The following is a 12320-nucleotide window of genomic DNA, read 5'->3' on the forward strand; positions in this document are numbered from 1 at the left end:
AATTCTTTGTAATTTCATAGACACGTAGAATAGAAAAACCCCGTTTTTTGGCACTTTGGCCAATTTTCGGGGTTTTGTTTCTCTAAATTACGGATTAATTCACTGAATTACAAATGTTTATTTAATTCTGAATGTACCTATCTATACCCTTACGGTATCGGGAACGAGCCCGGTGTAATCGCCTTTGTTTCGGATTACATCTCTCACAATCGAAGAACTGATATACGACTTTCCGGAAGAGGTGAGTAGAAATACGGTTTCTATTTCTGAGAGTTTCCGATTGGTATGGGCAATGGCTTTTTCAAATTCAAAATCAGCCGGGTTGCGCAGTCCTCTCAGAATGAATTTTGCATCAATCTTTTTGCAGAAATCCACGGTGAGCCCCTCATAGACCATGACCTTGATATTAGGAGCATCTTTAAAGGCTTCTTCGATAAAATGCTTGCGCTTCTCTAGAGAAAACATATACTTCTTTTCTGCATTGGTGCCTATGGCAATAATCAGTTCGTCAAACAAGGTCACTCCTCGGGAAATAATGTCGTAATGACCGAGTGTAATAGGATCAAAAGATCCGGGAAAAATAGCTCGTTTCATAGTTTTCAGTTCTTAGTTTGTCAGTTGGTATCAGTGTTGTTATTGGAGATTGCCGGGTGGCAAACTCCAAATACCGAGCTTCAAACTTAGAGCCCGTTATGCCTACTGAGATCTATCCCCCAGTATTTTATCTTTTTAAAGCTTCCTCTATCGCACTGTTAAAGAGCGCGGCTATCGGAATATCGGCAGCTGCGGCCTGACGCGGCAGTATACTCTCTGCGGTAAGCCCGGGAACGGTATTGATCTCAAGTAAGTGAGGAATATCGTTTACAATAATAAATTCACTTCGGGCAAATCCTTTTAACTTTAGGATGCTGTATATCCTATGTGCCATTTCCGAAATTTTTTCCGTCATTTCATCACTGATTCGAGCCGGAGTAATCTCTTGCGATTGACCTTCGTATTTGGCGTTGTAATCAAAAAAGTCATTTTCAGTGACAATTTCAGTTATTGGAAGTACTTTGATCGATCCTTTATAAGGGATTACTCCCACCGATACTTCAGTTCCGTCCAAGAAAGATTCAATAATGATTTCGTCGTCTTCCTCAAAGGAGTGCGCGATAGCCTGCCGGAGATCTTCCTCGCGATGTACTTTGGAAATACCAAAACTCGATCCGGCTTTATTGGCCTTTACAAAACAGGGCATACCAACTTTCTCTTTAATCTCTCCCGTCTTTATCTCGTCTCCCTTGTTTAGATAATAGGAGGTAGCACAGGGAATGCCATAAGCCTTCAACACTGAGAGACAGTCTCTCTTGTTGTAGGTGAGTGCAGCTTGATAAAAATTACAGGCCGTATGCGGTATGCCTAAAAGATCGAGATAAGCCTGTATATAACCGTCTTCTCCGGGAGAACCGTGAATGGTGATAAAGGCAGCGTCAAAGCGTATTTTTTCTCCTTGTTGTGTGATGCTGAAATCGTGACGGTCCACAGGAAATTCCTCCTCGTTGTCGTCTACGTAAACCCACTTGTCTTTGGAGATTTGAATGCGGAACAGCCTGTAGGTATTGCGGTCCATATTGCGGTATACCACCTCGCCGCTTTTTAGGGAGATTGCAGCTTCGCTGGTGTATCCTCCCATTAATATTGCAATATTTTTTTTCATCAGTTACACGAAATAGTTCTTAAAATTCGTTAAACCAAATGTATAATTAATAAATCAGAAGATAAAAGAACTTTCAGCAAAAGTTTGCAGACAATTGTCGCAGCCTGTTCCGAAAGGAAACAGTTTTATATCTTTGTCATCTTAACTATAGGATATGAGTATTTTGAAATTCCTGACCAGCAAGACATTTTTAATACAGATTGGCATTGCTATAGCCTTGGTGATTGCCTTAGTGTTTCTGACTCTTGGATGGCTTAAAACAACAACCAATCACGGAGAGTTTGTAACCGTTCCAGATCTGTCGAAGAAAACCCTCAACGAGGTGAAAGAAACCTTAGATGAACTCGACCTTCGCTTTGAAGTACTGGACTCGGCCAATTTTAATCCGTCTTACCCTAGGTATTCGGTTATCGAGCAAGAGCCTGTGGGGGGGAGTGCAGTTAAGGAAAACAGAAAAATATATCTGACTATCAACCCCTCCGGTTATCGAGAGGTAAGTGTTCCAAATATCATTCAGGTAACTCGCAGGAATGCAGAGTCTATGTTGCGTGCGGTAGGGCTTGACGTAGGGCGTATTGAGTATATCGATGAGATAGGAAAGGATATGGTGTATTACATAGAATACCAAGGAAAAAAAATAGCTCCCGGAGATCAGTTTCCAAAGACAACAAAGATAGATCTAGTCTGTGGTGATGGCGGACCGGAAGAGCGAAGGAAAAAGGCTGAAGCTGAAGCGGCTGCTGAGGCTGCCGATACGGAAGGCACAAATACAATGGGGAATGACGGAGTATAGCGGAATTGACGAGCAGGAAGACGAACTATACGAACACTACAGCTTTATGGCCGGTAAGGGGCAGGAGCCGTTGAGGGTAGATAAATTCCTGATGAACTTTGTAGAAAATGCCACGCGAAACAAAATACAACAGGCGGCCAAAAACGGTAATATCAGAGTCAATGGCGTTGTGGTTAAAGCCAATTATCGGGTGAAGGCAGAAGATGAGGTAAAGGTATTGTTTGAACATCCTCCCTACGAATATTTGCTCACCCCTGAAAACATTCCGCTGAATATCGTTTATGAAGACGACCAGTTGCTGGTGGTAAACAAGGAGGCAGGAATGGTAGTACATCCCGGACACGGCAATTACAGCGGTACATTGATCAATGCCTTGGTATATCATTTCGACCACCTTCCAAAAAACAGTAATGAAAGACCTGGATTGGTGCATCGTATCGATAAAGATACCAGCGGTTTATTGGTTGTGGCCAAAACAGAACAGGCTATGACCCATTTGTCAAAACAGTTTTTTGAAAAGACCAGCGAACGCGAATACGTGGCCTTGGTATGGGGAAATATAGAAGAAGATGAAGGTACCATAGAAGGACATATAGGACGACATCCCAAGAATCGCCTGCAAATGGCTGTTTTTGAAGATGGAGAGCAGGGTAAGGAAGCCGTGACTCACTATCGAGTATTAGAGCGTCTCGGATATGTAACTCTGGTATCCTGCCGTTTGGAGACGGGCAGAACCCACCAGATACGAGTCCATATGAAACACATTGGACACCCTTTGTTTAACGACGAACGCTACGGGGGAGACAAGATTCTCAAGGGCACTACCTTTACTAAATACAAACAATTTGTAGAGAATTGTTTTAAGGTATTACCCAGGCAAGCACTACACGCTAAGACTCTCGGATTTGAGCATCCACTTAGTGGAAAGTTTCTCCGCTTCGATTCCGAAATACCGGAAGATATGGATGCTTGTATAGAGCGATGGAGAAATTATTCCAAACATTCCAGTTTGTGAAGCTTGTCGTAATATTTTAATTTTTGCCCCCCATTTTTTATCTTTATGTTCTCCAAATAATCCACTTTCCATGAAAAAGATATCATTCTTGTGTTTTTTGGGGTTAGTGTTTGCCACAGCTTGTAAGCACAAAGAGCCCGTAGATATTATAGTTACCAATGCAAAAGTGTATACTGTAGATTCCGATTTTACTACTGCCGAAGCCTTTGCTATCAAAGATGGCAAATTTGTAGATGTAGGGAGTGTAGAAAGGATTGAAAACAATTATTCTGCAAGGGAAATTATCGATGTAAATAGCAAGGTAGTGATTCCCGGACTTATCGATGCACACTGTCATTTTTACGGATTGGGCTTAAACCTTCAGCAGGTAGATCTGACTGGAACAACGAGTTTTGAAGAAGTGCTCGACAGATTGAAAGTGGGAAGTGATAAGCAGACCACATTTATCTACGGTAGAGGATGGGATCAGAACGATTGGGAAGTAAAAGAGTTTCCGGACAAGGAAGAACTCGACAAGCTCTTTCCCGACCTTCCTGTGGTACTGGAGAGGATCGATGGACACGCTTATCTCGTAAATCAGAAGGTGTTGGATATGGCAGGCATTACAGGGGCTACTCATGTAGAAAACGGCGAGATTGTATTGAGAGACAGCCTGCCAACAGGGGTTTTGATCGACAGTCCTATGCGACTTGTAGATGCCGTACTTCCAGCCCCAGAAAGGGATAAGCAGATTGCCGCGCTTACCGAGGCTCAGCAAATATGTTTTTCTTATGGCTTAACTACCGTAAATGATGCAGGTTTGTCTAGAGAGGTTATCGAATTGATCGATAGTTTGCAACAAATGGGAAAACTGGATATCAGAATCTACGCCATGGTTGGAAACGACGAAAAGGATGTTATGTACTATTTGTCGAGGGGAATACAGAAGAGCGAAAAGCTCAATGTGAGATCGATAAAAGTATATGCCGACGGTGCTCTTGGATCTCGAGGTGCGGTGCTAAAAGAACCCTATTCCGATAGGCCGGAACACTATGGCGCTATGGTAACTCCGGTTAAAGATATTGAAAAATTGGCCCAGCGCATAGCTGCCTCCGATTATCAGATGAATACCCATGCTATAGGTGACTCGGCAAATGCAGTTGTTCTAAAGGCGTATACCAAGGCCTTGAGGGGGGAAAAAGATCGTCGCTGGAAGATAGAGCACGCACAGGTGATAAGTGACGAAGATTTCTATTTTTTTGAACAGGGAATTATTCCTTCGGTTCAACCCACTCATGCTACTAGTGATATGTACTGGGTAACCGACAGACTGGGTACAGAACGCAGTAAAGGAGCTTATGCATATCACAGCTTGTTAGACAAAGCCGGAATATTTGCGCTTGGTACCGATTTTCCCGTGGAAAAGGTAAGTCCCTTTCTCACTTTTTATGCTGCAGTGAGCCGTAAAGATACGGCCGGATATCCGGAGGGCGGATTTCAGATTGAAAATGCTTTAAGTAGGGAAGAAGCGCTGAAAGGAATGACTATTTGGGCGGCGTATTCCAACTTTGAGGAAGGAGAAAAAGGGAGTATAGAGCTGGGAAAAATGGCAGATTTTGTCATTCTGGACAGGGATATTATGGAGGTTGCTGAAGAAGAACTGCCCGGAGTGGAGGTAGAGGGAACTTTTATTGGAGGTAAAAAAGTGTATTGATGTCAGAAAAGAAAAAGCCCGGGAATAACGGCGTGCGCGCTATTTCCGGGCTTTTTGAAATGTATTTGTAGCCTAATTTATTTTGGGCTTACCGGTATTTTTACTCTTGTAGTAGACCATCCGAGATAGAGATCGGCACCTTTCTCATTGGGTTCAAAGCTAATAGAGAAAGCTTCCAAATCTTCTTCACCCGAACTTACTGCTACTTTGGTACGAGCGACGTCGTTTGCTTCTTTATACTCGTATGCACCCCAGACATCGGTATCACTGTTGAGAATGATGGTCCATTCTTTGGTTCCGGGAATGGTGTACAGGCTATAAGTACCCGCAGCAACTTCGGCATCGCCAAAAACTACATCCTTAAAGAAGGTGATTTCCGTGGCCTCGTTAGCCCCTGTACGCCATACCTTGTCAAAGGGCACCAAAGTGCCAAATACAGGTCTTCCCTTTTTTTGCGGCCTGCTGTAAATTACCTTGGCGATTGGAGGAGTTTTGCGATCGGTACGGTAATAGACAATGTCAGCTGGGCTCTTGTCTAGATCACTGAATTTTTGAGCGTGACTTTCCGTTACAAGCCCCATAGTAAAGGCCAGTATTAATACTGCAAAATAGTTTTTCATAGCGAGAGTGTTTATTTAATTTGTTCTACGAATACCGTTTAAAGTTAGAAAAACTTTTTAAATCGAGTGTGATTCCCTGGTAAATTATTAGCCAATAAGTTATTCAAGTCCCTCAATAACCCAGTAACCTAGTAACTCATTAACCCAATAACCAAACAACCCAACCTACCCCCTAAGCGCTTGATCGAGATCTGCGATAATATCGGCTACATTTTCAAGTCCCGCCGAAACCCTTACCAGTCCGTCAGTAATACTTACTTCCAGCCTGTCTTCCTCGCTGAGCCTGCCGTGTGTGGTCGAGGCCGGGTGGGTCACTATGGTGCGGGTGTCTCCGAGGTTGGCAGAGAGAGAACACATTTTAATGGTATTGAGAAATTTGCGTCCGGCGTCTACGCCACCCTTGATTTCGAAAGCGACTATACTTCCTCCGGCTTTCATCTGTTTTTTGGCTACTTCGTATTGAGGATGTGATTTTAGGGAAGGGTATTTTACCCAGTTGACCTGCGGATGACTTTCGAGGAATTCGGCGATTTTCAAGGCGTTCTCACAGTGGCGGTCCACTCTTACTGCTAGGGTTTCCAAACTTTTAGACAACACCCATGCGTTAAAAGGAGACAGTGCCGGCCCGGTATTGCGGGAGAATAAATAGATTTCCCTGATGAGTTCCTTTTTTCCTACGGTGATTCCTCCTAGTACACGCCCTTGCCCATCTATCAGTTTGGTAGCGGAATGTATGACCAGGTCGGCACCAAATTTAATGGGTTGTTGAAGGTATGGAGTGGCAAAACAATTGTCGATAACAAGGATGAGATTGTGCTTTTTTGCAATACTCCCCAAAAGCTCCAAATCGAGAATATCAACGGCTGGATTGGTCGGGGTTTCTGCAAAGAGTATTTTTGTCTGCGGAGTGATCAGCGATGTAATTTTATCTGTTTCGTCTACCTTAAAGTAGGAGGTACTGATATTCCACTTGGGTAAAAATTTGGTGAAAAGGGTATGAGTAGAACCGAATACCGATCTCGCAGCCACAATGTGATCGCCGCTGTTTAACAGGGCGGCAAAGGTAGAGAATACTGCAGCCATTCCTGTAGCAAAGGCATATCCGCTTTCGGCGCCTTCCATATGGCATATTTTCTCTACAAATTCTGAAGTGTTGGGATTGGTGAAACGACTGTAAATATTTCGCTCTTTTTCTTCCGCAAAAGAAGATCTCATATCTTCGGCATCTTCAAATATAAAACTCGATGTCAGGTATAGCGGACTGCTGTGCTCCAGGAATTCTGTCCGTTGTGTTTGCGTTCGAATGGCATCGGTTTCAAAATGTTGTTTTTTCATTGTCTGATTTAATGTTGTAGTGTTATTACCCAAGTTCCTTTTTTCAGGGTAATTTTTATTCTCCTTTATCTGCAAGTCTCAGTATATCTCCAAATACACCCCGTGCCGTTACCTGGGCTCCGGCTCCGGCTCCTTGTATTACCAAGGGTTGAGAACCGTAAGATTCGGTGTAGATCTCAAAAATAGAATCCGAGCCTTTTACCTGTCCGAGGGCACTTTGTTCAGGTACAGATACCAATTTTACTTCTAGTTGTCCCTTGTCGCCACTCAGATCGCCCGAAAGCTCACCTATATAACGCAAAACGTGACCGGGTTGCTGCGCGGCTTTAATCGCTGAGTATTCGCTGTCGAGCTCTTTCAGGCGTTTTAGGAAATCTGCAGCCTCTCCTTCCCGAAGTCCGGATGCTTCCGGAATCAGGTTTTGTATGCTGATATCCTCAAACTCGTTGTGTAAGTCTAATTCACGAGCGAGAATAAGCAGCTTGCGCCCCACGTCGTTTCCGGAGAGATCTTCTCTAGGGTCGGGTTCGGTAAATCCTTTATCGATAGCCTCTTGAAGCACTTCGCTAAACGGACGGTCTTCAACGGAGAAGGTGTTGAACAGATAGCTTAGAGAACCTGAAAATACGCCTTTAATTCCGGTGATGTTTTCTCCAGATAAATGCAGTAATTTTATGGTGTCGATAAGCGGTAACCCGGCTCCTACATTGGTTTCATACAAGTATTGTTTGTGATTTTTGTCGAGGGTATTTCGGAGTTCGCGGTAAAATTTATAGCTCAGGGTATTGGCTATTTTATTTGACGATACCAGATCGAAGCCGTTGTTGACGAGGTCGATGTAGTTTTCTACAAAATCAACACTGGCCGTATTGTCTATGGCAATTAGATTCTCCAGGTGATGTTGTCGGGCATAGTCTGATACCAAACTTACTTGTGAGGGCAGTTTGCTCTCTTTTAGGGCCGTTTTCCAGTTATTGTCTATTCCGTGTTTGTTTAAGAGGACGTTTCTCGAATTGGCAACAGCAAATATATTGAGACGTATGTTTTTTCGCTCCTCTATGGTGTCGGCCGAAGAGAGTATCTGCTCTATAAGAGTACCACCTACGAGTCCGTGTCCAAAAATAGCGATGTTTACTTTTTTAGAAATACCGAATATCTCGCCGTGAATTACGTTGAGTGCCTTGTGTAATTGTGCTTTTTTGACGACAAGGCTGACGTTCTTTCCGGTTACGGTATTGTTGAATAACAGAGGGACAACTTGATTTCTTATCAAGGCGTTGTAGGGCTTGTGGAAGGTGCTGAGATCCTGTCCTACTATAGAGATTACAGAAACGCCGTCTTCGGCAGATATCTTGTTGACGTCTTTGGAATAGAAATCTTTTTCAAATTCTCTTTCCAGTTCTACGATAGCCCTGGATGCGTTTTCTGCGTCTACTACCAGTCCGATTCCTCTTTCTGAAGAACCTTGCGAAATAATACTCACGCTTATATCGCTATCTCCCAAAGCCCTAAAAATACGAGCGTCGACTCCGGCCTTTCCGAGAAGTCCTCTCCCTTCCAGATTGAGCAAGGCAACATCTTCGAGCACCGAAAGTGATTTGATACCTTCCTTGTTGGGAGTAGAGGTAATCAATGTTCCCTTGTTGTCGTTGTTGAAGGTGTTGAGTATTCGAAGTGGAATATTCTTTTCAATCAGAGGGATAATGGTCTTGGCGTGAAGGATGGTCGTGCCAAAATTGGCCATTTCATTGGCTTCGTTATACGACAATTGCTCAATGCGCTGTGCCTCCGGAACCAGTTCGGGATTGGCGGTAAAAATACCGTCTACATGGGTGTAACTCTGCAATTCTGAAGCATCTAGGAAATTGGCGATAAGCGAAGCGGTGTAATTGCTTCCATTGCGTCCCAGCGTAGTGGTCTCGTCTTTGGTATTGGAAGCGATAAAACCAGTTGCGATATGTACGGTGTCGCCATTGTGTTTTTTAAAGTGTTCCAGAACGTTTTCTTTAGACAGTTTTTCCAATGGTTGAGCATTTCCAAATGCCTCGTCGGTCTTGATGAGTTTTCGGGTATCGGTAAACACGGCTTTAATGCCTTTGTGTTGAAGTATACCAGTGATGAGCTTTGCAGAAATAACTTCCCCTTTAGAAAGGATTTGATCTTTTATTTTCGAACTGTAATCCCCCAATAGGCGTATGCCTTCAAACAGTTTTTCCAGTTTGTCGAATTGAGGGGAGAGATCTACATAAGAGAAGTCGCCTTGCTGATAGGTTTTGAAGGTCTCAAAATCGCTTTTGTAATCTTCTCCTCGAGCTGCCTTTTCCAACAGGCTCTCCAATTCGTCGGTGGCATTCCCTCGTGCCGATACAACTACACAAATCTTTTCTCCATTTCTGATTTTACCTTCTATAATATTTAGCGCATTAGTGATGCCTTCTCCGTTGGCCAGTGATTTTCCGCCAAACTTCAGTACTTTCATTCTCTTGTTGTTTTTCCCTTTCTGAAAGATGCCCCCTATGAGTTTCTCCAGTTGTTCATATTCTATTAAAAAAGCGTCGTGCCCGTGTACGGAATGTATTTCTCCATAGGTAACCCGATCGTGAGCCTGTGCCAGTTGTTTGTGGGTTTCTCTATTCTCTTCGGCTGTAAAGAAGAGATCGGAGTCTACCCCTATAATGTGAATCTTGGCGTTGATCGACTCCAAAACATTAAAGTTTTCCTTGTGATGACGGGTCACATCGATAGTCTTGAGCAGTTGGTTCATCAGCTTGTAGGCTGCCAGTTGAAAACGCTCTTGTAACTTGTTGCCGTGATGTAGCAACCAACTCTCTACGTTAAATACCTTTAGCTCTTCGTTGGTCGTTCTGTTAAACCGGGTTTTGAACGATGCAGGTGTGCGATAGCAAAGCATGGCGTGCATACGGGCGTCGTGAACCGGATTTTTGGAGTTGACTAAGAACTGCTCTTGCACCTGGCAGTTGGCGATAAGCCAGTCGGTCGATTTCCAGTCGGATGCAATAGGGATAAGGTGTTCGGTAATATTTGGGTCCAGCACGGCCATTTCCCAAGCGATACCACCCCCCAGAGAACCTCCGATAAGGGCAAAGAGCTTATCTATTTTCAGTTGCTCCAGTCCGAGAAGAAATATCCGAGCCATATCGCGGGCTACAAAGTCTTTGTAGTTGTCGATTACAAAACCGTCGTAGCCGTTGCCGGGAACATTAAAGGCCAATATGGTGTATACGGAGGTATCTATACCTTTGCCTTCTCCGATAAGATCTTTCCACCATCCGTTTTTTCCGGCTACTTCCGAATTTCCCGTAAGGGCGTGATTTACCTGAATTACCGGAGCTTCACCCAAGGGCAAACCGAATACCTGATAAGAAAGGGGAATGCTTTCGATTTGTACCCCACTATCGGTAGTAAAATTCTTGATTTCTAACTGATGTAAATTGCTGTTCAATGTAACTTTTTTATATCTCTGTACTATCTAATGTTACAAGAAAAGCGTGTGCGGAAGTCGTTGCACCTAACCGTGTGAACTGTACACGGTGTTATCTTTCCCCTTTCGAGGTAGAATGTAGCACCTTCTCCGAGGGAGGGTTGCTAAGGCTTCAGCGGGTCTATTCCCTCTGCCTTTCTTGATAACATCTGTTATTTTTATGAACTTTTCTTTCCAATCCCACTGAGGACGGATAGAATCAAGTGGCAAAGTAATATAATTATAATGAGACTGACAATGTTTTTTTAATCAATTTCCGCAATCCGGTACCAGAGTATCTTTCTGTACGCAACGCTCCTATCTATAAATGTTCCACTATGAGATGGTTTATCCTTACTGCACAGCCTAGACGTCTGGGGGGTTACAGTGATAAAGCTATTTTTTCCACGGCACTGATAGTGAAATCCAAATCCGCATAACTCAATGCATCGTTGAGAAACCAGCTTTCGAAAGCACTGGGGGGGAGGTGGATACCTTCGTTCAGCATGCCGTGAAAGAATTTTTTAAACCTTTCGTTGTTACCCGTAGCAGCACTGCTAAAATCTCTTACTTTCTCATCGGTAAAATGAACAGATATCATAGACCCCATGCGGTTGATGTGATGAGGTATATTGCGCTCGCTCAACACTCGTGCTATCCCCTTGTGGAGATACAGTGTTTTTTCTTCAAGGCTTTTAAAAATTTCCGGATAGGCGTTCAGTTCAGAAAGCAGAGCCAGTCCGGCACTCATAGCTAGTGGATTGCCACTCAGTGTTCCCGCTTGGTATACCGGGCCCAAAGGAGCCAAGTGGTTCATAATTTCGTCTCGAGCAGCAAAAGCCCCTACGGGAAGTCCGCCGCCAATCACCTTGCCGAAGGTAACGATATCTGCCTTGATACCAAAGAGTTCCTGAGCTCCTCCTTTAGCGAGGCGAAATCCGGTCATTACCTCGTCAAAGATAAGCAGGCTGCCGTTGTCGTCACAGAGCGAACGAAGGCCTTGCAGGAAACCTTCTTCGGGCAGTATACATCCCATATTCCCGGCAACAGGTTCTATAATGATGGCGGCTATTTCACCTTTGTTGGCAGCAAATAATTCTTTTACTCCTTCAAGATCGTTGTATTTGGCCAATAAGGTGTCTTGTGCAGTCCCACGAGTAACTCCCGGGCTGTTGGGCGATCCGAAAGTCACCGCTCCACTTCCGGCCTGAATCAGGAAGGCGTCGGAATGCCCGTGGTAGCATCCGGCAAACTTGACAATCTTTTCTCTGCCGGTAAATCCTCTGGCAAGTCGCACAGCGCTCATACAGGCTTCGGTTCCGCTGTTTACAAAGCGAATCTTATCGATGTTTGGCACCATAGATATAGCCAGTTGGGCGATTTCGGTTTCCGTTTCAGTGGGCATGCCGAACGAAGTTCCCTTTTTTGCTTTTTCAGTAACAGCTGTGATTACCGGCTCATGAGCATGCCCAAGAATCATAGGTCCCCAGGAAGCGATATAGTCGATAAGCCTGTTGCCATCAGCATCGTACAGATAAGCTCCTTTAGCGCTTTCTATAAACACAGGGGTTCCTCCTACCGATTTAAAGGCTCGTACTGGAGAATTGACCCCTCCGGGGATATATTTTTCGGCTTCTGCAAATAATGCACTGCTTCTTTGATATTTCATCTTGGTATTTTTTTG

Annotated in this window: 9 protein-coding genes and 1 riboswitch; of the genes, 3 read left to right on the forward strand and 6 right to left on the reverse strand. The window is 44.0% G+C overall.

All coding sequences use genetic code 11. From position 1 onward, the window contains the following. Positions 1 to 141: 141 nt before the first annotated feature. Both coaD and ACYZZR_RS03650 read right to left on the reverse strand, forming a co-directional pair. A complete protein-coding gene (gene coaD, locus ACYZZR_RS03645; RefSeq protein WP_461532639.1) occupies positions 142 to 594 on the reverse strand; it encodes a pantetheine-phosphate adenylyltransferase in 453 nt (150 codons plus the stop codon). Between the two features lie 127 nt (positions 595 to 721). After that, on the reverse strand, positions 722 to 1699 hold the full coding sequence (locus tag ACYZZR_RS03650; RefSeq protein WP_461532640.1) for a D-alanine--D-alanine ligase: 978 nt from the start codon (positions 1697 to 1699) through the stop codon (positions 722 to 724). Positions 1700 to 1853: 154 nt separating this feature from the next. On the opposite strand from ACYZZR_RS03650, the gene ACYZZR_RS03655 reads away from it, so the two are divergent. The 3 genes from ACYZZR_RS03655 to ACYZZR_RS03665 all read left to right on the forward strand — a co-directional run bounded on the left by ACYZZR_RS03655 (position 1854) and on the right by ACYZZR_RS03665 (position 5200). Further along, positions 1854 to 2492, forward strand: coding sequence for a PASTA domain-containing protein (locus ACYZZR_RS03655; protein WP_461532641.1), 639 nt, complete (start codon positions 1854 to 1856; stop codon positions 2490 to 2492). Continuing rightward, entirely contained in the window at positions 2479 to 3507 is a 1029-nt protein-coding gene (locus ACYZZR_RS03660; RefSeq protein ID WP_461532642.1) for an RluA family pseudouridine synthase, read from the forward strand. The genes ACYZZR_RS03655 and ACYZZR_RS03660 overlap by 14 nt, the downstream gene beginning before the upstream one ends. A gap of 70 nt (positions 3508 to 3577) precedes the next feature. Further along, on the forward strand, positions 3578 to 5200 hold the full coding sequence (locus tag ACYZZR_RS03665; RefSeq protein WP_461532643.1) for an amidohydrolase: 1623 nt from the start codon (positions 3578 to 3580) through the stop codon (positions 5198 to 5200). A 77-nt stretch (positions 5201 to 5277) separates the two neighbouring features. Here the strand turns inward: ACYZZR_RS03665 and ACYZZR_RS03670 are convergent, their stop codons facing one another. The 4 genes from ACYZZR_RS03670 to hemL form a co-directional block, all read right to left on the reverse strand. Beyond that, the gene (locus ACYZZR_RS03670; RefSeq protein WP_461532644.1) at positions 5278 to 5820 is read right to left on the reverse strand and encodes a DUF2911 domain-containing protein; all 543 of its coding nucleotides are present in this window, start codon (positions 5818 to 5820) and stop codon (positions 5278 to 5280) included. A gap of 165 nt (positions 5821 to 5985) precedes the next feature. Then, positions 5986 to 7155 carry a trans-sulfuration enzyme family protein gene (locus ACYZZR_RS03675; RefSeq protein WP_461532645.1) on the reverse strand — a complete coding sequence of 390 codons (1170 nt, stop codon included), beginning with the start codon at positions 7153 to 7155 and terminating at the stop codon, positions 5986 to 5988. 55 nt (positions 7156 to 7210) lie between these two features. Continuing rightward, the gene (gene thrA / locus ACYZZR_RS03680; protein ID WP_461532646.1) at positions 7211 to 10618 is read right to left on the reverse strand and encodes a bifunctional aspartate kinase/homoserine dehydrogenase I; all 3408 of its coding nucleotides are present in this window, start codon (positions 10616 to 10618) and stop codon (positions 7211 to 7213) included. Between the two features lie 88 nt (positions 10619 to 10706). Then, positions 10707 to 10806, reverse strand: a riboswitch (SAM riboswitch). A 212-nt stretch (positions 10807 to 11018) separates the two neighbouring features. Next, positions 11019 to 12305: a glutamate-1-semialdehyde 2,1-aminomutase gene (gene hemL / locus ACYZZR_RS03685; RefSeq protein WP_461532647.1), complete on the reverse strand. Its 1287-nt coding sequence runs from the start codon at positions 12303 to 12305 to the stop codon at positions 11019 to 11021. Positions 12306 to 12320 lie beyond the last annotated feature (15 nt).

This window comes from Sinomicrobium sp., from assembly GCA_029266035.1.
Lineage (GTDB): Bacteria > Bacteroidota > Bacteroidia > Flavobacteriales > Flavobacteriaceae > Sinomicrobium.

Bases quoted from the DNA above. Each gene is read 5' to 3' on its own strand.
- coaD (WP_461532639.1), bottom strand. From the start codon at position 594: ATGAAACGAGCTATTTTTCCCGGATCTTTTGATCCTATTACACTCGGT.
- ACYZZR_RS03670 (WP_461532644.1), bottom strand. From the start codon at position 5,820: ATGAAAAACTATTTTGCAGTATTAATACTGGCCTTTACTATGGGGCTT.
- ACYZZR_RS03665 (WP_461532643.1), top strand. From the start codon at position 3,578: ATGAAAAAGATATCATTCTTGTGTTTTTTGGGGTTAGTGTTTGCCACA.
- ACYZZR_RS03675 (WP_461532645.1), bottom strand. From the start codon at position 7,155: ATGAAAAAACAACATTTTGAAACCGATGCCATTCGAACGCAAACACAA.
- ACYZZR_RS03655 (WP_461532641.1), top strand. From the start codon at position 1,854: ATGAGTATTTTGAAATTCCTGACCAGCAAGACATTTTTAATACAGATT.
- ACYZZR_RS03660 (WP_461532642.1), top strand. From the start codon at position 2,479: ATGACGGAGTATAGCGGAATTGACGAGCAGGAAGACGAACTATACGAA.
- hemL (WP_461532647.1), bottom strand. From the start codon at position 12,305: ATGAAATATCAAAGAAGCAGTGCATTATTTGCAGAAGCCGAAAAATAT.
- ACYZZR_RS03650 (WP_461532640.1), bottom strand. From the start codon at position 1,699: ATGAAAAAAAATATTGCAATATTAATGGGAGGATACACCAGCGAAGCT.